This is a genomic window from Pseudomonas sp. MDT1-85, from assembly GCF_054898065.1.
Genome location: NZ_CM142715.1, coordinates 2,311,977 through 2,337,629, shown reverse-complemented (window position 1 = coordinate 2,337,629; position 25,653 = coordinate 2,311,977). Strand labels below are relative to the sequence as shown.

Below are 25,653 nucleotides of genomic sequence, written 5' to 3'. Positions count from 1 at the left end.
TCAATGTCCGCCGCAATCCTTCAGGACATTTTGCGGCGGCATACATTAGCAGGATTTGCCGGGTTAGCGGCTACTCACATGCTGCTCCAAGAGAAACCGATTCGAGAGAGAGACTAGCTCACCCTCATCGGTCAGCACGGTGGTTTTAACCGTGCCGATCTCTTCGATCTGACCTTCGACCTCACCAACACGCACTTGTTGCCCAACCTGATACAACTCACGCACATAGATTCCCGCAAGAATCTGACCGGCAATTTCCCGGCTTCCCAAGCCCATGGCCAGCGCAACCGCCAGACCAACGGTAATCAAAACGATCACGATCACATGGTTGAGCAGGTCAGTTTTGACCTCCAACTGGCTGATCGCAACCGAAATACTGATGATGATCACCAGGCCTTGGGCAATTCGCCCCAGGCCCGCGGCGTAATCAAGACCTACGCCTTCTGCCGCGCCACGCACCAGCCCATTGGCCAGCTGCGCCAGCAAGACACCCACCAGCAGCACCAGCGCCGCGCCAAATACTTTCGGCAAATACAGCGCCAACATGTCCAGCGTAGCCGAAACTCGCTCAAGTCCAAGTGATTCTGCGGCCGAAACCAGAAAAATCAGCAGAACGAACCAATAAACGATCTTGCCGATCAATGTCGAGATAGGCACTTGAAGGCCAGCTCGGGACAGCAATTTGGTGAGCCCGGTACCGCCCATCAGGCGATCGAGGCCCAGCTTGGCGAGCAATTTGGAGAGCAGCGTGTCCAGCAGTTTGGCCACGACAAAACCCAATAGCAGCACAACCAGTGCGCCAAACAGGTTCGGAATGAAGTTCGCAACTTTGGTCCATAACGCGGTCATTGCAGTGACGAGGCTCTGAGTCCAGAGGTCAAGTTCCATATTCAATCAGCCTTATCAGCAGTGCGAGCGGAAGGTTTACGAAGACGGGAAACCGGCGCGACATGGGCCGATCCGTTATTCAGGGCGATCATCAGCGCGGGCAGCCAACGGCCCAGCAAGCTGAACAGATCGCCGGCACCGACCTGGCGGTTGGCGGTTTTCAGCACGCGCCCCAGGCAGGCATCGTCGTCACGGCTGGACGGCGAAGCTTTGAGCATGTCACGCAAAGACTGTTCGAACGGATCGTGCATACGCACCTCTCGTGATATCTGTGAAAGACGCGGTCAAATTTGCTCGGGTCACATGACTCATATCAGAACCAGCGCAAACGTCGGTATAGCAACCACTGTCCCAGCGCTACCGAGCCTGCCAGCAAGCAAGCGATCAGGAAGCCATAAGGGCTGGTGGAGAACGGAATACCGCCGACGTTGATACCCAAAAGACCGGTCAGGAAACTCATCGGCAAAAAGATCCCGGTGATGATCCCGAAGCGGTACATCGTGCGATTCATGCGCACGCTCAAACGCCGGTCTTCGGCCTCCAGGACCAGCCCCACGCGCTCCCGGGTCAATTCCAGCTCCTCGAGATAACGGGTCAGGCTGTTGTTCAATTCGTTCCAGTAATCGCCATCGTCTTCAACGAACCACGGCAGTTTTATCCGCGTCAGCTGGCCAAAAATATCCCGTTGCGGTGCCAGAAACCGTTTCAGTGCGGCCGCTCTGCGACGGATTTGCAAAACGGCCCCATGCTCCGGTGTATACCGTTCATCGGTATCCAGCTTTTCTTCTTCCTCATCGACGATTTCCGAGAGGCAGCTGACCAGATCCTGCACTTTGTCAGTGAGGTATTGCGCCATATAAAGGATCAGTTCGGAAGCGGTTCGCGGCCCTTTGCCTTCGGCCAATTGCACCAGCAACTCATCGGTGGCGCGCAATGGCCGCAGACGCAGGGAAATCACCCGCTGGGCCGAACCGAAAATCCGCACCGAGACCATGTCTTCCGGCTCGGCACCTGGATTGAGGTTGACCCCACGCAAAAACAGCAACAGCTCGGAGTCCGGCAGCGGCAAAAGACGCGGCCGGGTGTTCTCTTCCAGCAACAAGTCGCAACTAAATTCACTCAGACCGCTGTATTTACGCAGCCAGGTCTGGGTTTGCGGATGACTGCGATCCCAGTGCAGCCACAGGCTTTCATGGGCCTGCAGTTGCAAGTCATCGAGTTCTGTCCGGGCTATCGAACGCGCACCGCCTTTACCGTCCAGCACCAGGGCATGCACCAGCCCCCACTGCGCGTTTTCTTCCTCGAACATCCTCACCCCTTTAATGAAACGCGCTTTATTCAGGCATCTTCAGCGGGCTCGGCGAAACGATCACGCCGTTGTTGTCCGCATAAACATAGTGACCCGGGTGGAAGGTCACACCCGCGAAGGTCACGGCAATATTGAGTTCACCCACACCGCGCCGGTCGGTTTTCATCGGGTGACTGGCCAGCGCCTGAACCCCCAGATCGGTTTGCGCGATGACGTCAACGTCGCGGATGCAACCGTAAATCACCAGCCCTTCCCAACCGTTACTGGCGGCTTTCTCGGCCAGCAGGTCGCCCAACAGCGCGCGGCGCAGGGAACCGCCACCGTCTACCACCAGCACTTTACCGTTACCCTTGAGCGCGACTTGCTCCTTGACCAGCGAATTATCTTCGAAACATTTGATGGTCACGATTTCGCCACCGAAAGAATCACGGCCACCGAAATTGCTGAACATCGGTTCCAGCACCTGTACCAGCTCCGGGTAGGCGTCGCACAGGTCAGGCGTGATGTAATGGTTCATCGAGAAACTCCTGTAAAAAGGAAGACAATCGAGTAGGCAGCATACGCGGGCCAAGGCTGAACGGCTGCAAACGCGCCGATCGAATCAATCACCAAAAGTGACCAGAACCGCTTAATGCGTCATATCTTAGCCGCAAGCCGTTCAGAGCGAAATGCCCTTGTTAGAGCATCAGAGCTTAAACGGCCGCATCCAAATCCGGCTTTCCACCCAGCAAGGGCGTCTTTTGATCCGCCAGCCAATGCGCCACCAACGGCCAGACTTCAGTCTGCGCAGCCTTGCTGACAAGCATTTCCACATGACCGAAATTATCGCCAAAGCCTTGCTCGCGGCCAAGGGTGATGAATTGTTTGTGCTCGGAGCCGACCTGATCGAACAGCTTGCGGCAGGCCCAAGACGGGTCTTGATGATCGCCCGCGGCGCTCACGGCCAGCACTGGCAATTGAACCTCGGCCAAACCCGCCCACCAGTCCTTGTCGGCATCGCCAAAGCGCCCGAACAGCCCGTACCAGCGCATGCTTTCCAGGGCCAGGCCTATCGGCTCATCCTCCGGGCCGCGCTTGAGCCGGGAACCTGACAGTTGGGCAAAGCGCTTGAGAATGAAGCGCCCGCTCCACTCCACCGGCGGAAACTTCAATGGCCAGTAGGTGCGGCTGACCTGCGTGCCGAAAAACGCCGCAGAGGCCACCACCGGTTCGCCGATGTATTCACCGCCCAGCGCCGCCGCCAGCGTAATGCCACCCAGCGAATGACCGATCCAGTGTGGGACCTGCCCGCTTTGCTCGCGCACGAACGCGCCAATGGCCGGCAAATCGTAACGCGCGTAGTCGCAAACGCGGTTCTTGCGATAGTCCTGGTTGCGCTGAGACAGCCCATGACCGCGCATTTCCGGGATCCACACATCGAATCCCAGACGCGTCAGATAAGCCCCCAACCCCAAACCTTTGGGAGAGAACCAGAACCGTCGATTGGAAAAGCTGCCGTGCAACAGAATCACCGGCACGCCACGCACCGCCGGCTCATCGGCCAGGCCCAAGCGGGTCACAGCCAGTTCGACGGTGCCGTCGGGGCTGTTACCGGGTTTCAAACGATAGACGTCTTCGCTCAGATCACCGCGCCGCTCGGCGCTGATCAGGGCGACAGGAAATAGGTTGCTGCTGCTTTGCATAATGCTCTTGCACAAAAAAGGGCGGCATCCAGAGGATGCCCGCCCTACTTGAATCTCTAAAAGGGCCGATCACAGATCGGCCCTTTCACTCACCCCATCAGACCGGAGCCTGACCCTCAGCCAGGAAGAACCAGGTTTCCAGCACGGAATCGGGGTTCAGCGAAACGCTTTCGATGCCCTGATCCATCAGCCACTTGGCCAGATCCGGATGGTCCGAAGGGCCCTGACCGCAGATACCAATGTACTTGCCGGCCTTGTTGCAGGCCTGAATAGCATTGGCCAGCAGCTTCTTGACCGCAGGATTACGCTCGTCGAACAGGTGCGCGATGATCCCGGAGTCACGGTCCAGGCCCAGTGTCAGCTGAGTCAGGTCGTTGGAGCCGATAGAGAAGCCGTCGAAGAACTCGAGGAACTCTTCAGCCAGGATCGCGTTGGACGGCAGTTCGCACATCATGATCACGCGCAGTCCGTTGTCGCCCCGAGCCAGACCATTTTCGGCCAGCAGATCAACCACTTGGCTCGCTTCGCCGAGGGTGCGAACGAACGGCACCATGATTTCGACGTTGGTCAGGCCCATCTCGTTACGCACGCGCTTGAGGGCGCGGCATTCGAGCTCGAAGCAGTCGCGGAACGATTCGCTGATATAACGCGAAGCACCACGGAAGCCCAGCATCGGGTTTTCTTCTTCCGGCTCGTAGAGCTTGCCGCCGATCAGGTTCGCGTATTCGTTGGACTTGAAGTCCGACAGACGCACGATGACCTTTTTCGGCCAGAACGCTGCCGCCAGGGTACTGATACCTTCGACCAGTTTCTCGACATAGAAGCCGACCGGGTCGTCGTAACCGGCGATGCGCTTGTCGACGCTGTCCTTGATTTCTTGCGGCAGGCCGTCGTAGTTCAACAGTGCTTTGGGATGCACGCCGATCATGCGGTTGATGATGAATTCCAGTCGGGCCAGGCCCACACCGGCGTTCGGCAGCTGCGCGAAGTCGAAGGCGCGGTCCGGGTTGCCGACGTTCATCATGATCTTGAACGGCAGATCCGGCATGGCATCCACGGAGTTTTTCTTGATGTCGAAGCCCAATTCGCCTTCGAAGATGTAACCAGTGTCGCCTTCAGCACAGGAAACGGTCACGCCCTGGCCGTCTTTCAACAGCTGGGTGGCGTTGCCGCAACCGACCACGGCCGGAATGCCCAGCTCGCGAGCGATGATCGCCGCGTGGCAGGTACGACCGCCACGGTTGGTGACGATGGCGCTGGCGCGCTTCATGACCGGTTCCCAGTCCGGGTCGGTCATGTCGGAAACCAGAACGTCGCCCGGCTGGACTTTGTCCATCTCGGACACGTCCTTGATGATGCGGACCTTGCCGGCGCCGATGCGCTGGCCGATGGCACGACCTTCCACCAGCACGGTGCCGGTTTCTTTCAACAGGTAACGTTCCATGACGTTGGCCGAAGTACGACTCTTCACGGTTTCAGGACGGGCCTGAACGATGTAGAGCTTGCCGTCGTCGCCGTCTTTGGCCCATTCGATGTCCATCGGGCACTTGTAGTGCTTCTCGATGATCATCGCTTGCTTGGCCAGCTCACTGACTTCGGCGTCGCTCAGGCAGAAACGTGCACGATCGGCCTTGTCCACGTCGATGGTCTTGACCGATTTACCGGCCGTGGCCACTTCGCCGTAGATCATCTTGATGGCTTTGCTGCCCAGATTGCGACGCAGGATGGCCGGACGACCGGCTTCCAGCGTGCCTTTGTGGACATAGAATTCATCCGGGTTCACCGCGCCTTGTACGACGGTTTCACCCAGGCCGTAAGCGCCGGTGATGAACACCACGTCACGGAAGCCCGATTCGGTATCGAGGGTGAACATCACGCCGGCGGTGCCAGTTTCGGAGCGGACCATGCGCTGCACACCGGCCGACAGGGCAACCAGCTTGTGGTCAAAGCCCTGGTGGACGCGGTAGGAAATCGCACGGTCGTTGAACAGGGAAGCGAACACCTCTTTGGCGGCGCGAATAACGTTTTCGACACCACGGATGTTCAGGAAGGTTTCCTGCTGACCGGCGAAGGAAGCGTCCGGCAAGTCTTCGGCGGTAGCGGAAGAGCGCACGGCCACGGCCATGTCAGGGTTGCCGGCCGACAGCGTAGCGAACGCAGTGCGGATCTCGGCGTTGAGCTTCTCGGGAAACTCGGCTTCCATGATCCATTGGCGGATCTGGGCGCCGGTCTTGGCCAAGGCGTTGACATCATCGACGTCCAGGGCGTCGAGGGCGGCATGGATCTGACCGTTCAGGCCGCTCAGTTCCAGAAAATCACGATAAGCCTGAGCTGTCGTGGCGAAGCCACCGGGCACCGATACACCGGCACCTGCAAGGTTACTGATCATCTCGCCCAGGGATGCGTTCTTGCCCCCCACATGCTCTACATCATGGACGCCGAGCTTATCGAGGGAAACTACGTACTCTACCAAGGTGATCTCTCCACTAACTGTGTTGGAAAAGCTCAGAAGCCGGCGACTCGGGGGAGCATTTGCCGACTGTATGGCCTGGACCTGGAAAATAAGTGAGAATGCTGGCCACTGGCGGCCGACAAATCGCGCCTACTATATCCAAGAATCGTCACAAGTGTCCTGTGTCGCAAGTGCGTTCCTTTTTGGCGAGTGACTGTTGTTGCCAGACAAGGCGCCGCGACGAGTCATAGCTGGCTATGGCGAGGAGCGGCAACGCAGTATGGCGACAACAGGCGCCGTCAAAAGGGAACGCATTTGTGACACAGGACACTCACTTAAGGCCCAAGGTGCAAATGAAACGATCTGCTTTCTTTATCTCCGATGGCACGGGCATTACCGCCGAAACCCTCGGTCAAAGCCTGCTGGCGCAGTTCGAAAACATTACCTTCAGCAAAATCACGCGGCCCTACATCGACAACGCGGATAAAGCGCGGGCCATGGTACAACAAATCAACAAAGCCGCCGAAAACGATGGTTTTCGTCCGATTATTTTCGACACCATTGTCAATCAGGACATTCGTGAGATCCTCGCGACCTCGAATGGTTTCATGATCGACATTTTCTCGACCTTCCTGGCCCCGCTGGAACAGGAACTGACCGAGCATTCTTCCTACACCGTCGGCAAATCCCACTCCATCGGCCACAACTCCAATTACATGGAGCGCATCGAGGCGGTGAACTTCGCCCTCGACAACGACGATGGCGCCCGCACCCACTATTACGACAAGGCCGACCTGATACTAGTGGGCGTGTCGCGATGTGGTAAGACGCCGACGTGCCTGTACATGGCCATGCAATTCGGTATCCGCGCGGCCAATTACCCGTTGACCGAAGACGACATGGAGCGCCTGCAACTGCCAACCGCCCTGCGCGCCCATCATCACAAACTGTTCGGCCTGACCATCGACCCGGACCGGCTTACAGCCATCCGCAATGAGCGCAAGCCCAACAGCCGCTATTCGAGCTACGCGCAGTGCGAATTCGAAGTGCGCGAGGTGGAGAATCTGTTTCGCCGCGAGAACATTGCCCACATCAATTCAACGCATTTCTCCGTGGAAGAGATCTCTGCGAAGATTTTAGTAGAGAAAGGCGTGGAGCGACGGTTCAAGTAAATTTCCGGCGTCTGCTCCACCGCCATCGCGAGCAGGCTCGCTCCCACATTTGAACGGTGTCGCACACAGATAATGTGTCCGCTGAAGATCCAATGTGGGAGCGAGCCTGCTCGCGATTGAACGATGACGCGGTGTAACTAGATCACAAACAAATCCACAAACCGGTTCACAGGCGTTGCTTCAAGTGCAGCCTGGTCCTTGCACAACGCAATAATCTCGGCACTGCGCTGCGCCGTGAAGCGCGTCGCCAGATTCATCTTGAATTTCTCTTCCAGCAGCGGAATACCATCGGCGCGGCGACGGCGATGGCCGATCGGATACTCCACCACCACGTTCTCGGTGCTGGAACCGTCCTTGAAGAACACCTGCAGCGCATTGGCGATGGAACGTTTATCCGGCTCCAGGTATTCGCGGGTGAAGCGCGGGTCTTCGACGATGACCATTTTGTCGCGCAGCACATCGATAATCGGGTGCACCGCGTGGAAGTCGTCTTCGTACTGCTCGGCCACCAGATTACCGAACACCAAGGGTACGGCGGTCATGTACTGGATGCAGTGGTCGCGGTCCGCAGCATTGGCCAGCGGGCCGACTTTGGAGATGATGCGGATCGCCGATTCGTGGGTGGTAATGACAATTCTGTCGATTTCGTGCAGGCGATTCCTGACCAATGGATGCAGAGTGACAGCAGCCTCGCAGGCAGTTTGCGCGTGAAACTCGGCGGGAAAACTGATCTTGAACAGCACGTTTTCCATCACGTAGCTGCCGAACGGCCGAGAGAATCTGAAGGCTTGCTTGTCTTCAGGCTTGAGCGCCAGGTCGTTGTTGGTGTGGCTGAACAGTACGTCGTAGAACCCCCATTGCTTGGCGGTCAGTACACCGGGAATACCCATCTCCCCGCGCATCGCAATGTCCGCCAGACGCACGCCACGGCTGGACGCGTCCCCCGCTGCCCAGGATTTACGCGACCCGGCATTTGGCGCATGCCGGTAAGTACGCAGGGCCTGGCCATCGGCAAAGGCATGGGACAACGCAGATAGCAGTTGCTCGCGATTGGCGCCCATGAGCTTGGCGGTGACGGCGGTCGAGGCGACTTTAACCAGGATGACGTGATCGATGCCAACGCGGTTGAAGGAGTTTTCCAGCGCAATCACGCCTTGAACCTCATGGGCCATGATCATGGCTTCCAACACCACACGAATGGTTAGCGGTGCGTCGCCATTGGCCTGGCGTTTTTGCGACAGGTGGTCAGCCACCGCGAGAATGGCGCCGAGGTTATCGGACGGATGACCCCACTCGGCGGCGAGCCAGGTGTCGTTGTAATCGAGCCAGCGGACGATGCACCCGATATCCCAGGCGGCTTTGACCGGATCGAGACGGTAACTGGTGCCCGGCACGCGAGCACCGAAGGGAACGACCGTGCCTTCGACGATGGGTCCCAGGTGTTTGGTGCATTCGGGAAAACGCAGGGCCAGCAGACCGCAGCCGAGGGTGTCCATCAGGCAATTGCGGGCGGTGTCCAGCGCGTCGGTAGATTCGATTTTGAAGTTGAGGACGTAGTCGGCAATGTCCTGCAGGACTGTATCGTAGTCGGGGCGGGTGTTCAGGTCGACGTTGGCGCTCATGTTCGATTCACTCGGTCAGTGGTTCGCTGATGGGACCTCGGTTCAGGATCAATCTTAGTTGGTGACGCCATTCTTGTTATTGAAATGCAGTCCACTGTGGGAGCGAGCCTGCTCGCGATAGCGATATATCAGTCGACATAGATGTTGAATGTCAGTCCGTCATCGCGAGCAGGCTCGCTCCCACAGGGTTTTGTGTGTATGTCTGGATTGGGGTTAGAAACAGTCCCCCGGCACACGGACGTAACCTTCCATCAACACCCGCGCACTGCGGCTCATGATGGCTTTGTTCACGGTCCATTCACCGTTGGCCTGGCTGGCCTCGGCGCCCACGCGCAAGGTGCCGGAGGGATGACCGAAGCGCACGGCGTTGCGTTCGATGCCACCTGCCGCCAGGTTCACCAACGTGCCGGAAATTGCCGCCGCCGTGCCGATGGCCACCGCTGCCGTGCCCATCATCGCGTGGTGCAGTTTGCCCATGGACAGCGCGCGCACCAGCAAGTCAATGTCGGTGCCGGCGATCTTCTTGCCGCTGGACGCAATGTAATCCGCCGGTTTGGCGACAAACGCCACCTTCGGTGTGTGCTGACGCTTGGCCGCTTCGTCCAGGTGCTGAATCAGCCCCATGCGCAGCGCGCCGTAAGCGCGGATGGTTTCAAACATCGCCAGGGCCTTCAGGTCGCCGTTGATCGCGCCCTGCAATTCGGTGCCGGTGTAGCCGATGTCTTCGGCATTGATGAAAATGGTCGGAATGCCGGCGTTGATCAGGGTCGCCTTGAGCGTACCGACGCCCGGCACTTCGAGGTCATCCACCAGATTGCCGGTGGGAAACATCGAACCGGCCCCGCCCTCTTCTTCCGCCGCCGGGTCCATGAATTCGAGCTGCACTTCGGCCGCCGGAAAGGTCACGCCGTCGAGTTCGAAATCGCCGGTTTCCTGGACCTCGCCGTTGGTGATCGGCACATGGGCGATGATGGTCTTGCCGATGTTGGCCTGCCACACGCGCACCACCGCGACACCGTTGTGCGGAATGCGGCTGGCGTCCACCAGACCGTTGCTGATGGCGAAGGAACCGACCGCTGCCGACAGGTTGCCGCAGTTGCCGCTCCAGTCGACGAAAGGCTTGTCGATGGAGACCTGACCGAACAGGTAATCGACGTCGTGATCGGCCTTGAGGCTTTTCGACAGAATCACGGTTTTGCTGGTGCTGGACGTCGCACCGCCCATGCCGTCGATTTGCTTGTCGTAAGGGTCGGGGCTGCCGATCACTCGCAGCAATAACGCATCGCGAGCCGGGCCGGGAACCCGCGCCGCTTCGGGCAAATCCTTGAGGTTGAAGAACACGCCTTTGCTGGTGCCGCCGCGCATGTAGGTGGCGGGAATCTTGATCTGAGGGGCGATTTGAGGTGCGTGAGCCATATTGATCCTTGTCGGCCAGCGCGGGACTTAAATCCCGCGCGGCTCGTCGTGTTAAACGGCAACCGCCGATTCTTCGAGGAAGTCCTGAGCGAAACGCTGCAACACGCCGCCGGCCTCGTAGATCGACACTTCTTCGGCTGTGTCGAGGCGGCAGGTCACCGGCACTTCGACGCGTTCGCCATTCTTGCGATTGATCACCAGCGTCAGCGTCGCACGCGGGGTGCGGTCGCCGATCACGTCGTAGGTTTCGCTGCCGTCGATGGCCAGGGTGTGACGATCGGTACCCGCTTTGAACTCCAGCGGCAACACGCCCATGCCCACCAGGTTGGTGCGGTGGATGCGCTCGAAACCTTCCGCGGCGATCGCTTCCACACCCGCCAGACGCACGCCTTTGGCTGCCCAGTCGCGGGACGAACCCTGACCATAGTCTTGGCCTGCGATGATGATCAGCGGCTGCTTGCGTTCCATGTAGGTTTCGATGGCTTCCCACATGCGCATGACCTGGCCTTCCGGCTCGACTCGCGCCAGGGAACCCTGCTTGACCTTGCCGTTTTCCTGAACCATTTCGTTGAACAGTTTCGGGTTGGCGAACGTCGCGCGCTGCGCGGTCAAGTGGTCGCCGCGGTGGGTGGCGTAGGAATTGAAGTCTTCTTCCGGCAGGCCCATTTTCGCCAGGTATTCACCGGCGGCGCTGTCGAGCATGATCGCGTTCGATGGCGACAGGTGATCGGTGGTGATGTTGTCCGGCAGCACCGCCAGCGGGCGCATGCCCTTGAGCGGACGAGCGCCGGCCAGCGCGCCCTCCCAGTACGGCGGACGGCGGATGTAGGTGCTCATCTCGCGCCAGTCATACAGCGGCGTGACCTTCGGACCGGTGTCTTCGTGGATGGCGAACATCGGGATGTACACCTGACGGAACTGCTCCGGTTTGACCGAAGCTTTCACCACCGCGTCGATTTCTTCGTCGCTCGGCCAGATGTCTTTCAGGCGGATTTCCTTGCCGTTCGCGTCCAGGCCCAGCACATCTTTTTCGATGTCGAAACGGATGGTCCCGGCGATGGCGTAAGCCACCACCAATGGCGGCGAGGCCAGGAACGCGTTTTTGGCGTACGGGTGAATCCGCCCGTCGAAGTTACGGTTGCCGGAGAGTACGGCCGTGGCGTAAAGATCGCGGTCGATGATTTCCTGCTGGATCACCGGGTCCAGCGCGCCGGACATGCCGTTGCATGTGGTGCAGGCGAAGGCCACGACGCCGAAGCCGAGTTGCTCCAGCTCTTTGGTCAAACCGGCTTCATCCAGATACAGCGCCACGGTTTTCGAACCCGGCGCCAGCGAGGATTTGACCCACGGCTTGCGGCTCAGCCCGAGCTTGTTGGCGTTGCGCGCCAGCAGACCTGCGGCAATAACGTTGCGCGGGTTGCTGGTGTTGGTGCAACTGGTGATGGCAGCGATGATCACCGCGCCGTCCGGCATCTGGCCCGGCACGTCGTCCCACTGGCCGGAGATACCTTGGGCCGCGAGATCGGACGTGGCGACACGGGCGTGCGGGTTGCTCGGGCCGGCCATGTTGCGCACCACCGAGGACAGGTCGAAGCTCAACCCGCGCTCGTATTGCGCGTCTTTCAGGCTGTCGGCCCAGAGGCCGGTCTGCTTGGCGTAATTCTCGACCAACTGCACTTGCTCGTCTTCACGGCCGGTGAGTTTCAGGTAGTCGATGGTCTGCTGGTCGATGTAGAACATTGCCGCCGTAGCGCCGTATTCCGGGGCCATGTTGGAAATGGTCGCACGGTCGCCCAACGTCAGCGCCGAAGCCCCTTCACCGAAAAACTCCAGCCATGCGCCGACGACTTTCTGTTTGCGCAGGTATTCAGTCAGCGCCAGCACCATGTCGGTGGCGGTGATGCCCGGTTGCAGCTTGCCAGTGAGCTCGACGCCGACGCTTTCCGGCAAACGCATCCACGATGCGCGACCGAGCATGACGCTTTCCGCTTCCAGACCACCAACACCAATGGCGATCACGCCCAGCGCATCGACGTGCGGGGTGTGACTGTCGGTGCCGACGCAGGTATCGGGGAAGGCCACGCCGTCGCGGACCTGAATCACCGGCGACATTTTCTCCAGGTTGATCTGGTGCATGATCCCGTTGCCCGGCGGAATCACGTCGACGTTCTTGAAGGCTTTTTTGGTCCAGTTGATGAAGTGGAAACGGTCTTCGTTGCGACGGTCTTCAATGGCGCGGTTCTTCTCGAACGCCTCGGGATCGAAGCCACCGCGCTCAACGGCCAGGGAGTGGTCGACGATCAACTGAGTCGGCACTACCGGGTTCACTTGCGCCGGGTCACCACCTTGCAGGGCGATGGCGTCGCGCAGGCCGGCGAGGTCCACTAAGGCGGTCTGGCCGAGAATGTCGTGGCACACCACGCGGGCGGGGAACCACGGAAAATCGAGATCGCGTTTACGCTCGATGAATTGCTTCAGGGATTCGGTGAGCGTGGCCGGGTCGCAGCGACGCACAAGGTTTTCCGCCAGCACGCGGGAGGTGTACGGCAGAGTGTCGTAGGCGCCGGGCTGGATGGCTTCGACTGCCGCGCGGACGTCGAAGTAATCCAGATGGCTGCCGGGCAGCGGTTTGCGGAATTCAGTGTTCATCGTCAGGACTCGGTCACGGTGGTTACAAAGGGTGGGCGCCTGGTGCAGCTCCCGAAGTGAACACAGTCCTGTAGGAGCGAAGCTTGCTCGCGAAAGCGGTCTGTCGGTCGACATTGATGTTGAATGTCAGTCCGTCTTCGCGAGCAAGCTTCGCTCCTACAGGGGCTCGGTTCATTCAGTAACCAATGCCAGCCCTCACCATTCAGCGTTGTTCGATTGGCACGAACTTGCGCTGTTCGACGCCGACGTATTCGGCGCTCGGGCGGATGATGCGGTTGTTGGCGCGTTGTTCGAACACATGCGCCGCCCAGCCCGTCAGGCGCGAGCAGACGAAGATCGGTGTGAACAACTTGGTCGGGATGCCCATGAAGTGGTACGTCGAGGCATGGTAAAAGTCGGCGTTCGGGAACAGTTTCTTCTGTTCCCACATGGTCTTGTCGATGGCTTCGGACACCGGGAACAGCACCGTGTCGCCCACTTCGTCAGCGAGTTTTTTCGACCAGGCCTTGATCACCTCGTTGCGCGGATCGTTGTCCTTATAGATCGCGTGGCCGAAGCCCATGATCTTGTCCTTGCGCGCGAGCATATCGAGGGTGCCTTTGACCGCCTCTTCCGGCGACGAAAAGCGCTCGATCATTTCCATCGCCGCTTCGTTGGCGCCGCCATGCAGCGGGCCGCGCAGGGATCCGATGGCCGCCGTGATGCAGGAATACAAATCCGACAAGGTCGAGGCGCACACCCGGGCGGTGAAGGTCGAGGCGTTGAACTCGTGTTCCGCGTAGAGGATCAGCGAAACGTTCATCACCTTGACGTGCAACTCGCTCGGTTTCTTGTCGTGCAACAGGTGCAGGAAATGGCCGCCGATGCAGGCTTCGTCGGTCACGCAATTGATGCGTTTGCCGTCGTGGCTGAAGCGATACCAGTAGCACATGATCGCCGGGAACGCGGCCAACAGGCGGTCGGTTTTGTCGTGCTGCTCGGAGAAGTCTTGCTCCGGCTCGATGTTGCCCAGAAACGAGCAACCGGTGCGCATCACGTCCATCGGATGAGCGTCGGCGGGGATGCGCTCAAGCACTTCTTTCAGCGCTTGCGGCAGGTCACGCAGCTTGCTCAGTTTCTGGGTGTAGGCAGCGAGTTGTGCCTTGGTTGGCAGCTCGCCGTACAGCAGCAGGTAAGCCACTTCTTCAAATTGTGCGTCAGCCGCCAGTTCGCGAACGTCGTAGCCGCGATAGGTCAAGCCTGCGCCCGACTGGCCCACGGTGGACAGTGCGGTTTGCCCGGCTACCTGGCCACGGAGCCCGGCGCCACTGAGTACTTTTGCTTCGGCCATTGCTGTCTCCAGTTTTCTTGAATTTGTTAGGGGAAACTTGTAGGAGCGAAGCTTGCTCGCGAAAGCGGTGTCTCAGACGACATTGATTTTGAATGTCAGTTCGCCTTCGCGAGCAAGCTTCGCTCCTACAGGACTTTCATTATTTCTTCGCCGCAAACAACGCATCGAGCTTCTGCTCGAAGGTGTGGTAATCGATGCGATCGTAAAGCTCCATGCGCGTCTGCATGGTGTCGATGACGTTCTGCTGCGTGCCGTCGCGGCGGATCGCGGTGTAGACGTTTTCCGCGGCCTTGTTCATCGCGCGGAATGCCGACAGCGGGTACAGCACCAGCGACACGTCGGCGGCGGCGAGCTGCTCGGTGGTGTACAGCGGCGTCGCGCCGAATTCGGTGATGTTGGCCAGGATCGGCGCTTTCACACGGCTGGCGAACAGTTTGTACATCTCGAGCTCGGTGATCGCTTCCGGGAACACCATGTCGGCGCCGGCTTCGATGCACGCGGCGGCGCGATCCAGCGCAGATTCAAGACCTTCCACCGCCAGAGCGTCGGTGCGGGCCATGATCACGAAGCTGTCATCGGTGCGGGCATCGACGGCGGCTTTGATGCGGTCGACCATTTCCTGCAGCGAGACGATCTCCTTATTAGGACGATGACCGCAGCGCTTGGCGCCGACCTGGTCTTCGATGTGAATCGCCGCCGCGCCGAACTTGATCATCGACTTCACGGTACGGGCGACGTTGAACGCCGAGGAACCGAAACCGGTGTCCACGTCCACCAACAGTGGCAAATCGCAGACGTCAGTGATGCGACGCACGTCGGTCAGCACGTCATCCAGACCGGTAATCCCCAGGTCCGGCACACCGAGGGAGCCGGCAGCCACCCCGCCACCCGACAGGTAAATAGCCTTGAAACCGGCGCGCTTGGCCAGCAGTGCGTGGTTGGCGTTGATCGTGCCGACCACTTGCAGCGGATGTTCGCTGGCGACCGCATCGCGGAAACGCTGGCCTGGAGTGCTCTTGTTGGAACTCATGACTCACCTCGTTCAGTGGCTGTCGGGTTAGTGCCGTCCTGATAGTGACGGGCGATATTGCGTTTGGAGGCGCCGATGTGACGGCGCATCAACAACTCGGCCAATTCACCGTCACGGTCGGCGATGGCATCGAGAATTCGGTGGTGTTCGGCAAACGCCTGGCGCGGCCGATTGGGCGTGGTGGAAAACTGGATGCGGTACATGCGCACCAGCTGATAGAGCTCACCGCACAGCATTTGGGTCAGGGTGCGGTTGCCGCTGCCCTGGATGATCCGGTAATGAAAGTCGAAATCGCCTTCCTGCTGGTAGTAGCCCCTACCTGCCTGAAACGCCTCATCGCGCTCGTGGGTTTCGAGCACCCGGCGCAGTTCGTCGATTTCTTCGACCGTCATGCGTTCAGCCGCCAGACGGCACGCCATGCCTTCCAGAGATTCGCGAATTTCGTAGAGTTCCAGCAGTTCGGCGTGGCTCAGCGACACCACCCGCGCCCCGACGTGCGGCACGCGAACCAGCAGGCGCTGGCCTTCCAGACGGTGAATGGCCTCACGCAGCGGCCCGCGGCTGATGCCGTAGGTGCGCGCCAGCTCGGGCTCGGAGATCTTGCTGCCCGGGGCGATCTCGCCCTTGACGATGGCCGCCTGAATACGTCGGAAGACGTTTTCGGAAAGTGTTTCCGAGTCGTCCTGAACTGTGACCGGGGGATCGAGTTGATCCAGCATATTGTCGACACCTTGAAAACCAATGCCGCAAAAATTAGCGAATACGGCCGGTTACGTCAAAGGATAATTCGATATTGTCGACAATCGTCTAATAGCCTCCCTGCACCATAAGGAAGCAACCCTCAAGTTATAGCCGTCGGCCAGCGCTGGCGCCATAAACCCACCGTGCTAGAATGCCGCCCGCATTTGCTTGTCATCTGCATTGCCTGTCATAAAAAGCAGATAGGCATACGAGGGAGCTTGTGCAGCAATGCCAGGGCCTTGAATTGAAGAACGGACCGCTGCGCACCAGGATTTATGAGACTCAAGCCCTTCACCACATTCCTTTGTCTTCTTGGCCTGCCAGGCTTCGCTGCGGCAGGGGAAAAGACTGTGTACGGCCTCAATGAGTACGCTTCGCTGGATGGCATCAATCTGGAAGTCGCCGCCAAACTCGACACCGGGGCGAAAACCGCTTCGTTGAGTGCCCGCGACATCAAACGTTTCAAACGCAATGGCGAATCCTGGGTGCGCTTCTATCTGGCTATCGACGCCGCGCATTCGCACCCGATCGAACGACCGCTGGCCCGTGTCAGCAAGATCAAGCGCCGGGCCGGTGACTACGACCCGGAAGAAGGCAAGAAGTACACCGCCCGTCCGGTCATCGAGCTGGATATCTGCATGGGTTCGGCTTTACGCAGCATCGAAGTGAACCTGACCGACCGCAGTGCCTTCCAATACCCGCTCTTGATCGGCTCCGAAGCGCTCAAACGCTTCGATGCGCTGGTCGACCCCAGTCTTAAATACGCTGCTGGCAAACCCGCCTGCGCCACCGACGCACATACCGCAGAGTAATTCCAATGCGCTCTCTTACCCTCCATCTGAAACTGCTGATCGCCATCCTGGTGGTGCTGGGCATTTCAGTTACGGCCTATCAGATTTTCGTGCTCGGAATTCCGGTGACCGAAGACGCTACCGACGACTTGTGGAACATCGACGCCAAGGTCGAGTTCGTCGCCAATGCCAAGGATCCGATCAAGATCCAGATGTTCGTGCCGCCGCTGAGCCGCGACTACGTGAGCCTCAACGAGAGTTTCATTTCCAATAATTACGGCGTGGCGGTGAACCGTGTCGACGGCAACCGCAAGGTCACCTGGTCGGCGCGTCGGGCCAAGGGCAACCAAACCCTTTATTACCGACTGGTGCTGACCAAGCGCTACAGCGGCGAAAAATCCAAGGTCAAAGGCCCGACCTTCCGCGACAGCATTGCCGTCGAAGGCCCGGAAAAAATCGCCGCTGAAGCCCTGCTCGCGCCGATCCGCCAACACTCGGCCGACGTCGAAACCTTCATCGGCGAAGCCATCAAGCGCGTCAACAACCTCAACGACGACAACGTGAAACTGCTGCTGGGCGGCGATCCGTCCACCGCGAACAAAGCCAAAATCATCGAACTGGTACTGTCCATCGCTCACGTGCCGATCGAAAAGGTCCACACCATTCGCCTGGTGGCCGATCAGCCACAAATGCCTGAACTCTGGTTGCGCAGCTTCAACGGCACCGACTGGCTGTACTTCAACCCGGAAACCGGCGAACAGGGCCTGCCCACCGACCGCTTGCAGTGGTGGACCGGCGACGAAAACCTGATTACCGTCGATGGCGGCAAAAAAGCCAACGTCACCTTCAGCCTGAACAACAGCGAAATGAACGCCATTCGTCTGGCCAAGCTGACCGACGAAAACTCCGACGCCAACTTCCTCGAATACTCGTTGTATGGCTTGCCGCTGCAAACCCAACAGACGTTCATGATCATGGTGATGATCCCGATCGGCGTGCTGGTGATCCTGATTCTGCGCAACCTGATCGGCATTCAGACACTCGGCACCTTTACCCCGGTGCTGATCGCCCTTGCCTTCCGGGAAACCCAGCTCGGTTTCGGCATCGTGCTATTTACAATCATCACGACGTTGGGACTGTCGCTGCGCTCCTACCTTGAACATTTGAAACTGCAAATGCTACCGAGGCTATCGGTGGTGCTGACCTTTGTGGTGGTGCTGATCGCGGCTATCAGCCTGTTCAGTCACAAACTTGGCCTGGAACGCGGCTTGTCGGTGGCGCTGTTCCCGATGGTGATTCTGACCATGACCATCGAACGCCTGTCGATCACCTGGGAAGAGCGCGGTGGCGGCCATGCCATGAAAGTGGCGATCGGCACACTGTTCGCCGCCTCTTTGGCGCACCTGATCATGAGCGTGCCGGAGCTGGTGTACTTCGTGTTCACCTTCCCGGCGATCCTGCTGATTCTGGTGGGCTTCATGCTGGCCATGGGTCGCTATCGCGGTTACCGCCTGACCGAACTGGTGCGCTTCAAGGCTTTCCTGAAGAAGGCTGACGCCTGATGTTCGGTCTCTGGAAGACCTGGAAAGCCCTGGAAGCCCGGGGCATCATGGGGATCAATCGGCGCAACGCAGACTACGTGCTCAAATACAACAAGCGCAGCCTGTACCCGATCGTCGATGACAAGATCATCACCAAGGAGCGCGCCATCGCCGCTGGCATTCACGTGCCGGAGCTGTACGGCGTGATCTCCACCGAGAAGGAAATCGACAACCTCGGCGAGATCATCGGCGGGCGCACCGATTTCGTGGTCAAACCGGCCCAGGGCGCCGGCGGCGACGGCATTCTGGTGATCGCCGACCGCTTCGAAGGCCGTTATCGCACGGTCTCGGGCAAGATCATCAGTCACGAGGAAATCGAACACCAGATTTCCAGCATCCTGACCGGTCTGTACTCGCTCGGCGGTCACCGTGACCGCGCGCTGATCGAATACCGCGTGACCCCGGACCAGATCTTCAAAAGCATCAGCTATGAAGGCGTGCCGGACATCCGCATCATCGTGCTGATGGGCTATCCGGTGATGGCCATGTTGCGCCTGCCTACTCGCCAGTCCGGCGGCAAGGCCAACCTGCACCAGGGCGCTATCGGCGTCGGTGTCGACCTGGCCACCGGCCTGACATTGCGCGGCACCTGGCTGAACAACATCATCAACAAACACCCGGACACCACCAACGCAGTGGACGGCGTGCAACTGCCCTACTGGGACGGTTTCATGAAGCTCGCTGCCGGCTGCTATGAGCTGTGCGGGCTGGGTTACATCGGTGTCGACATGGTGCTCGACCAAGAGAAAGGGCCGCTGATTCTTGAGCTCAACGCCCGGCCCGGGTTGAACATTCAGATCGCCAACGATTGCGGGTTGACGTTACGTACCCACGCGGTCGAAGCGCGGCTGGAAGAATTACAGGCCCGCGGGATAATCGAAACAGCGCAGGAACGCGTGGAGTTCGCTCAGGAAATGTTTGGGCATATTCCTGCGGTTGAGGGTTGACCTGAGACCGAGTCGCTGCCATCGCGAGCAGGCTCGCTCCCACAAGGACCACGCTCAACCCTGTGGGAGCGAGCCTGCTCGCGATGGCTGACTGACAGTCACTAAAGCTCTCAACCTGCCAATCCCCGACATCCCCTCTAGGAGCAAATCCTGCAGAGGACTACAATCGCTCCCCCGCCTCGATGGCTGATCTGCCCCGCCCATGTTGACCTGTTCCGTACACCCGCTGGCCTATCGCGCCAACCCCGCCGAGTACTTCGCGGCGATTCGTCATGCCCCCGGTGCCGTGCTGCTCGACAGCGGCCGACCGAGCGCCGAGCGTGGGCGTTATGACCTGCTCAGCGCCTGGCCGCTGGAGCAATTGGCCGTATTACCGGACGAAAGCGGCAGCCATTTCCTGCAACGCCTTCGCGACACTCTGACGCGACTCGGCGAAGCCACTGTTCCGTTCGACCTGCCTTTCGCCGGTGGCCTGATCGGTTATCTGAGCTATGACTTCGGCCGGCATCTGGAAAACCTGCCGAGCCAGGCGCGGGATGACCTGCAATTGCCTGACGCACGTTTCGGGCTGTACGACTGGGCCCTGATCAGCGATCACCACTTGGTCACCAGCCAACTGGTGTTCCACCCGGCGTTGATCGACAGCGAACGACAGCGGCTGATCGAACTGTTCACGCAACCTGCACCTCAGAAGATCGAGCCTTTCAAACTGGACGGCCCGATGACCGCCGACTTGAGCGCCTATGACTATCGACAAGCCTTCGAACGCATTCAGCAGTACATCCAGGCCGGCGACTGCTATCAGGTCAACTTCGCCCAGCGCTTTCGCGCGCAATGCCAGGGCGATCCGTGGGCCGCGTACTGCGCGCTGCGGGCGGCGTGTCCGACACCGTTTTCGGGCTTCCAGAGCCTGCCCGACGGCGACGCTGTGCTTAGCCTGTCGCCGGAGCGCTTCGTCAAAGTCAGCGAGCGCCACGTCGAAACCCGCCCGATCAAAGGCACTCGCCCCCGCGGTTTGACTGCGGCGGAAGATGCGGCGAACGCCGCCGAACTGCTGGCCAGCCCCAAGGATCGTGCGGAAAACCTGATGATCGTCGATTTGCTGCGCAACGACCTCGGCCGCACCTGCCGCATCGGCTCGGTGCAGGTGCCGGAGTTGTTCAGTCTGGAAAGCTATCCGAACGTGCATCACCTGGTGAGCAGCGTTACCGGCGAGTTGGCGGAGGACAAGGATGCGCTGGATTTGATCGCCGGCAGCTTCCCCGGCGGCTCGATTACCGGCGCGCCGAAGATTCGCGCGATGCAGATCATCGATGAGCTAGAGCCGACCCGTCGTGGGTTGTATTGCGGTTCATTGCTGTATCTGGACGTGCGCGGCGAGATGGACAGCTCCATCGCCATCCGCAGTTTGCTGGTCAAGGATGGGCAGGTGTGTTGCTGGGGTGGCGGCGGGATCGTCGCAGATTCGGACTGGCAGGCGGAATATCAGGAATCGATAACCAAGGTGAAGGTGTTGCTCGATACTTTGCGGGGCCTCTAAAAGCTTCGCGGGCAAGCCTCGCTCCTACAGGATCTGGGTCGATTCCAACATTATGGTCCGACACAAATCCTGTAGGAGCGAGGCTTGCCCGCGAAGGCGCCCTCGCAGACGACTACAAACTCAACGCCCGATTCGAAGCCTTGATGAACTCTTGTCTCAACTCCGCAAAGCTGTGCACCGCCGGAAATTGTGGAAATTCGCGAATCACATTGTCCGGCGCATGGAAAAGAATCCCGGCATCGGCCTCACCCAGCATTGTCGTGTCGTTGTAGGAATCCCCCGCCGCAATCACCCGGTAGTAGAGGCTCTTGAACGCCAACACCGACTGACGCTTGGGATCTTTCTGACGCAACTGATAGCCCGTGACCCGACCGGCATCGTCGGTAATCAGACGATGGCAAAGCAAGGTCGGGAAGCCCAATTGACGCATCAGCGGCTGGGAGAATTCGTAAAAGGTGTCCGACAGAATCACCACCTGAAAGCGCTCACGCAGCCAGTCGACGAATTCGCTAGCGCCCTCCAGAGGCTTGAGCGTGGCGATCACTTCCTGGATGTCGGAAAGTTTCAGGCCATGCTCGTCGAGAATCCGCAGGCGCTGCTTCATCAACACGTCGTAGTCGGGAATGTCCCGAGTGGTGGCCCTGAGGGAGTCGATCCCGGTTTTTTCGGCAAAGGCGATCCAGATTTCCGGGACCAGCACACCTTCAAGATCCAGACAGGCAATTTCCACAAGACACTCCCATTTTGTACTGTTTATTGAGTCGAGCGAGCAAAAGGACTGCCGAACTCTAGCGACTCGCCCTCCTCTGTGCAACGCAGAGGGCGCACCAGCCGCCGCAGGATTTTGTTACCATCAGGCACATATAGAGCGCCCAGCGCCACCGACCTGTAGGAAGCCGCCCTGATGAGCCCATCGTTCGATGTCGTGGAACTCGCCACGACCTATGCCAACAAATCCGCCCAGGACATCCTGAAACTCGCGTTCGCCGAGTTCGGCGATGATCTGTGGATATCTTTCAGCGGCGCCGAGGATGTGGTGCTGGTGGACATGGCCTGGAAGCTGAACAAGAACGTCAAAGTATTTAGCCTCGATACCGGCCGCTTGCACCCCGAGACCTACCGCTTCATCGAACAGGTGCGCGAGCACTACAAGATCGACATCGAAGTGGTATCGCCGGACTACACCAAGCTCGAACCTTTCGTAAAGGAAAAAGGCCTGTTCAGTTTCTACAAGGACGGCCATGGCGAGTGCTGCGGCATCCGCAAGATCGAGCCGTTGCGTCGCAAGCTCTCGGGCGTGACTGCGTGGGCCACCGGCCAGCGTCGGGACCAGAGCCCGGGCACTCGCAGCGCAGTCGCCGTGCTGGAAATCGATACCGCGTTCTCCACCCCGGAACGCACGCTGTACAAATTCAATCCGCTGGCGCAAATGACCAGCGAAGAGATCTGGGGCTACATCCGCATGCTGGAGCTGCCGTACAACAGCCTGCATGAGCGCGGCTTCATCAGCATCGGCTGTGAGCCTTGCACCCGTCCAGTGCTGCCGAACCAACATGAGCGCGAAGGTCGTTGGTGGTGGGAAGAAGCCACGCAGAAAGAATGCGGGCTGCATGCCGGAAACATCATCAGCAAATCCAAAGCTTAAAAAATCACAGTCCTGGACCGCGTTATCGTTCATCGCGGGCAAGCCACGCTCCCACAGGTTTTGTGTCGTTTACATCATTACGATACGACTCAAAACCCTGTGGGAGCGGGCTTGCTCGCGAAGGCCGCACCTCGGTTCTAAATCAGACTCACAGAGCACTGAACCGCTGCCCCAACCCCTGCTGCGCAAACTGCTCAATGATGAAATCAACAAACGCCCGGGTCTTGCCCGGCAGCAGTTTGTGTTCGGCGTAATAGATGGAAATGTTGCCGTCGTCGACGTACCAGTCAGGCAACACCCGCTGCAACGTCCCGGCATCCAGATAGCCCACGGCAAACGGCATGCTCACCAACGCAATGCCCAACCCCTGAGCCGCTGTGGCGCAGGCGGCTTCCGAATCGCTCATGGTCATCCGCGCCTTGAGCGTCAGCGGGCTGTGTTGCCGGGCTCGACTGGTCAACTGCCAGGAACGCACGCGCCCCGTCTGCGGCGAGCGTATCAAGATGCCGTCGTGGTGTTTGAGGTCGTCGGGCTCGAGGATCGCCTCGTGCTTCGCCAAGTACTCGGCTGAAGCCACCAACACCCGATGGGCGGGCGTCAGCTTGCGCGCCACCACGCCTTGGGGCAGTTCGAATCCGCCACCAATCGCCGCATCGAAACCCTGGCCGATCAGGTCGACCTGGCGGTTATCGAAATGCCAGTCCGGGTTGATCGCCGGAAAGCGCTGCAGGAACTCTCCCAGCAACGGCACGATGTACAAACGCCCGAACACTGTGCCCATGCTGACTTTCAATGTACCGGCGGGACGCCCTTCGGCGCTGGCCAGGTTGGCCACGGCATTCTGGATCGTGTGCAGACTGGCACTGACTTCGCCGAGAAACAGCTGGCCGGCCTCAGTCAGCGTCAGGCTGCGCGTGCTGCGCTGGAATAGCCGCACACCCAGTCGCGCCTCCAGCCTGGCGACGCTCTTGCCCACCGCCGCCGGCGTCAGACTCAAGCGCCGCGCCGCTTCGGCGAAGCTGCCAACCTCGGCGCTGCGCACAAAGCATTCGATACTGCTGAAGGTTTCCATAAGCGCCACTATAAACTTCTGGTTTACACAGACTATAGCAATGACGGTCTACCCGCAGGGTAGTGCGAGGCCGATACTCGACTCCAACAACAAGGCAGCCCGCCTTGAATTTCTGGAGATTGACATGACCACTCAACACCTCAGCGGTAAAGTAGCTCTGATTCAAGGCGGTTCACGCGGCATCGGTGCTGCCATCGTCAAACGCCTGGCCGCCGAAGGCGCTACCGTCGCCTTCACTTACGTCAGCTCCACCGCAAAAGCCGAAGAGCTGCAAAACAGCATTACCAGCGCTGGCGGCAAAGCCTTGGCCATCAAGGCCGACAGCGCCGATGCCGTCGCGATTCGCAATGCCGTTAATGCCACCGTCGAAGCCTTCGGTCGTCTGGATATCCTGGTCAACAACGCAGGTGTTTTGGCCGTCGCACCGCTGGAAGACTTCAAACTCGAAGACTTCGACCAGACCTTGGCCATCAACGTACGCAGCGTGTTCATCGCCACCCAGGAAGCGGCCAGACACATGACCGAAGGCGGTCGCATCATCAACATCGGCAGCACCAATGCCGAGCGCATGCCCTTCGCCGGTGGCGGCCCGTACGCCATGAGCAAATCGGCGCTGGTCGGCCTGACCAAAGGTCTGTCTCGCGACCTCGGCCCACGGGGCATCACCATCAACAACGTGCAACCGGGCCCGGTCGACACCGACATGAACCCCGCCAGCGGCGACTTCGCTGAAAGCCTGATCCCGCTGATGGCCGTGGGTCGTTACGGCAAAGTGGAAGAAATCGCCAGCTTCGTCGCTTATCTTGTCGGTCCCGAAGCCGGCTACATCACCGGTGCCAGCCTGACCATCGACGGTGGTTTCGGCGCCTGATACAGCTCACTTGTGGGAGCGGGCTTGCTCGCGAAGGCGTCGCATCAGTCGACATTAATCGCCTGACACGCCCTCTTCGCGAGCAAGCCCGCATTTACCGGTGTTAAGCCCACTCGAGTGCCGGCAAGCCACATGCACCGGGCTTGAACGCCTTCAGGGTACGAAGAATGCCATCAGCGTGTGCGTACTTTTCATCGGCCATCGCCGCATCCGGGATCGCAATCGCCGTCATCCCCGCCGCTTTCGCTGCGGTGACGCCGAACGGTGAATCTTCGAACACCAGACAATCCTCAGGCGCGACACCCAACCGCCGCGCCGCCGTCAGGAAGATATCCGGCGCCGGTTTGGCCGCGCCCACTTCCGGGTCATCAGCGGTGACGATGAAGTCGAACAGCGCGAACCAGTCGCGGTGCAAGGTGGTTTTCTGGCCGAACGACTGACGTGAAGAACTGGTGCCCACTGCAATAGGAATGTTGTTGGCCTTCAAGTGCCGAACCAGCTCCTCTGCGCCAGGCATCGCCAGCGCCGTCGGAAAACGCTCGCGCATGAGCGGTTCACGGATCACCAGGAACTCTTCGGCTGTAATCGGCAGGTCCAGCGCCTCGACCACATAGCGCGCCAGATCACCCGCGCCACGACCGATGATGTTCTGTTTGACGCTCCAGTCGAAGGTCCGGCCATAACGCCCGGCAATAATCGACGTGACCTCGGTGTAAATGCCCTCGGTGTCCAGCAACAAGCCGTCCATGTCGAAAATCACGGCCTTGATCGGGCCGAACTCATCCAAGGGTGCATTCATCGCATCTGATCCGTTTTCTCATGACATCCCGGGAGCGGCCAAGGCACGACCGGGTCCGTGATGGATTAAAGGGTTCAGCAGCATAGCGAGCGCGGT

Annotated in this window: 22 protein-coding genes; 7 read left to right on the top strand and 15 right to left on the bottom strand. The window is 59.5% G+C overall.

Translation table 11 applies throughout. The annotated features are described in order from the left end of the window. Positions 1-63: 63 nt before the first annotated feature. From ACYZT2_RS10640 to ppsA, 6 genes are all read right to left on the bottom strand, one after another. On the bottom strand, positions 64-888 hold the full coding sequence (locus tag ACYZT2_RS10640) for a mechanosensitive ion channel family protein (RefSeq protein ID WP_253551686.1): 825 nt from the start codon (positions 886-888) through the stop codon (positions 64-66). Between the two features lie 2 nt (positions 889-890). After that, positions 891-1,139: a hypothetical protein gene (locus tag ACYZT2_RS10635; protein ID WP_038979914.1), complete on the bottom strand. Its 249-nt coding sequence runs from the start codon at positions 1,137-1,139 to the stop codon at positions 891-893. A 62-nt stretch (positions 1,140-1,201) separates the two neighbouring features. Further along, the gene (locus tag ACYZT2_RS10630) at positions 1,202-2,197 is read right to left on the bottom strand and encodes a zinc transporter ZntB (RefSeq protein WP_461971928.1); all 996 of its coding nucleotides are present in this window, start codon (positions 2,195-2,197) and stop codon (positions 1,202-1,204) included. Positions 2,198-2,222: 25 nt separating this feature from the next. Continuing rightward, complete coding sequence (gene rraA / locus ACYZT2_RS10625) at positions 2,223-2,714, bottom strand: ribonuclease E activity regulator RraA (protein WP_461971926.1); 492 nt, start codon at positions 2,712-2,714, stop codon at positions 2,223-2,225. A 175-nt stretch (positions 2,715-2,889) separates the two neighbouring features. After that, positions 2,890-3,879, bottom strand: a complete 990-nt coding sequence (locus ACYZT2_RS10620; RefSeq protein WP_461971924.1) for an alpha/beta fold hydrolase — start codon at positions 3,877-3,879, stop codon at positions 2,890-2,892. Positions 3,880-3,976: 97 nt separating this feature from the next. Then, a complete protein-coding gene (gene ppsA, locus ACYZT2_RS10615) occupies positions 3,977-6,352 on the bottom strand; it encodes a phosphoenolpyruvate synthase (RefSeq protein WP_461971922.1) in 2,376 nt (791 codons plus the stop codon). 332 nt (positions 6,353-6,684) lie between these two features. Here ppsA and ppsR point away from each other — a divergent pair, with 332 nt between their 5' ends. Beyond that, complete coding sequence (ppsR, locus tag ACYZT2_RS10610; RefSeq protein WP_461971920.1) at positions 6,685-7,503, top strand: posphoenolpyruvate synthetase regulatory kinase/phosphorylase PpsR; 819 nt, start codon at positions 6,685-6,687, stop codon at positions 7,501-7,503. Between the two features lie 137 nt (positions 7,504-7,640). Here ppsR and prpD read toward each other — a convergent pair whose 3' ends face one another. From prpD to ACYZT2_RS10580, 6 genes are all read right to left on the bottom strand, one after another. After that, positions 7,641-9,125, bottom strand: coding sequence for a 2-methylcitrate dehydratase (gene prpD / locus ACYZT2_RS10605; protein WP_461971918.1), 1,485 nt, complete (start codon positions 9,123-9,125; stop codon positions 7,641-7,643). Positions 9,126-9,338: 213 nt separating this feature from the next. Beyond that, a complete protein-coding gene (gene prpF, locus ACYZT2_RS10600) occupies positions 9,339-10,541 on the bottom strand; it encodes a 2-methylaconitate cis-trans isomerase PrpF (protein WP_461971916.1) in 1,203 nt (400 codons plus the stop codon). A 51-nt stretch (positions 10,542-10,592) separates the two neighbouring features. After that, positions 10,593-13,190 carry a Fe/S-dependent 2-methylisocitrate dehydratase AcnD gene (acnD, locus tag ACYZT2_RS10595; protein ID WP_461971914.1) on the bottom strand — a complete coding sequence of 866 codons (2,598 nt, stop codon included), beginning with the start codon at positions 13,188-13,190 and terminating at the stop codon, positions 10,593-10,595. A 202-nt stretch (positions 13,191-13,392) separates the two neighbouring features. Next, positions 13,393-14,520 carry a bifunctional 2-methylcitrate synthase/citrate synthase gene (gene prpC / locus ACYZT2_RS10590; RefSeq protein ID WP_461971912.1) on the bottom strand — a complete coding sequence of 376 codons (1,128 nt, stop codon included), beginning with the start codon at positions 14,518-14,520 and terminating at the stop codon, positions 13,393-13,395. A 139-nt stretch (positions 14,521-14,659) separates the two neighbouring features. Beyond that, the gene (gene prpB, locus ACYZT2_RS10585; protein WP_095051927.1) at positions 14,660-15,550 is read right to left on the bottom strand and encodes a methylisocitrate lyase; all 891 of its coding nucleotides are present in this window, start codon (positions 15,548-15,550) and stop codon (positions 14,660-14,662) included. Next, complete coding sequence (locus ACYZT2_RS10580; RefSeq protein ID WP_461971910.1) at positions 15,547-16,269, bottom strand: GntR family transcriptional regulator; 723 nt, start codon at positions 16,267-16,269, stop codon at positions 15,547-15,549. Before ACYZT2_RS10580 ends, prpB begins: the two co-directional genes overlap by 4 nt. Before the next feature lie 297 nt (positions 16,270-16,566). Here ACYZT2_RS10580 and rloA point away from each other — a divergent pair, with 297 nt between their 5' ends. The 4 genes from rloA (at position 16,567) to pabB (ending at position 21,170) form a co-directional block, all read left to right on the top strand. After that, positions 16,567-17,103 carry a retropepsin-like aspartic peptidase RloA gene (rloA, locus tag ACYZT2_RS10575; protein WP_038979897.1) on the top strand — a complete coding sequence of 179 codons (537 nt, stop codon included), beginning with the start codon at positions 16,567-16,569 and terminating at the stop codon, positions 17,101-17,103. 5 nt (positions 17,104-17,108) lie between these two features. Then, on the top strand, positions 17,109-18,644 hold the full coding sequence (gene rloB, locus ACYZT2_RS10570; protein ID WP_461971908.1) for an osmotic stress tolerance membrane protein RloB: 1,536 nt from the start codon (positions 17,109-17,111) through the stop codon (positions 18,642-18,644). Then, entirely contained in the window at positions 18,644-19,630 is a 987-nt protein-coding gene (locus ACYZT2_RS10565; RefSeq protein WP_461971906.1) for an alpha-L-glutamate ligase-like protein, read from the top strand. Before rloB ends, ACYZT2_RS10565 begins: the two co-directional genes overlap by 1 nt. Positions 19,631-19,832: 202 nt before the next feature. Next, a complete protein-coding gene (gene pabB / locus ACYZT2_RS10560; protein WP_461971904.1) occupies positions 19,833-21,170 on the top strand; it encodes an aminodeoxychorismate synthase component I in 1,338 nt (445 codons plus the stop codon). Positions 21,171-21,282: 112 nt separating this feature from the next. On the opposite strand, the gene thrH is transcribed toward pabB, so the two are convergent. Then, complete coding sequence (gene thrH / locus ACYZT2_RS10555; RefSeq protein ID WP_461971902.1) at positions 21,283-21,900, bottom strand: bifunctional phosphoserine phosphatase/homoserine phosphotransferase ThrH; 618 nt, start codon at positions 21,898-21,900, stop codon at positions 21,283-21,285. 174 nt (positions 21,901-22,074) lie between these two features. Between thrH and ACYZT2_RS10550 the strand changes: the two genes are divergently transcribed. Further along, positions 22,075-22,815 carry a phosphoadenylyl-sulfate reductase gene (locus ACYZT2_RS10550; protein ID WP_008074131.1) on the top strand — a complete coding sequence of 247 codons (741 nt, stop codon included), beginning with the start codon at positions 22,075-22,077 and terminating at the stop codon, positions 22,813-22,815. A 148-nt stretch (positions 22,816-22,963) separates the two neighbouring features. On the opposite strand, the gene ACYZT2_RS10545 is transcribed toward ACYZT2_RS10550, so the two are convergent. Beyond that, positions 22,964-23,887, bottom strand: coding sequence for a LysR family transcriptional regulator (locus tag ACYZT2_RS10545; RefSeq protein ID WP_461971900.1), 924 nt, complete (start codon positions 23,885-23,887; stop codon positions 22,964-22,966). Positions 23,888-24,011: 124 nt separating this feature from the next. Between ACYZT2_RS10545 and ACYZT2_RS10540 the strand changes: the two genes are divergently transcribed. Further along, positions 24,012-24,758, top strand: coding sequence for a 3-oxoacyl-ACP reductase family protein (locus ACYZT2_RS10540; protein WP_461971898.1), 747 nt, complete (start codon positions 24,012-24,014; stop codon positions 24,756-24,758). Positions 24,759-24,861: 103 nt separating this feature from the next. Here ACYZT2_RS10540 and ACYZT2_RS10535 read toward each other — a convergent pair whose 3' ends face one another. Beyond that, complete coding sequence (locus tag ACYZT2_RS10535; protein ID WP_461971896.1) at positions 24,862-25,557, bottom strand: HAD-IA family hydrolase; 696 nt, start codon at positions 25,555-25,557, stop codon at positions 24,862-24,864. Positions 25,558-25,653: the final 96 nt, after the last annotated feature.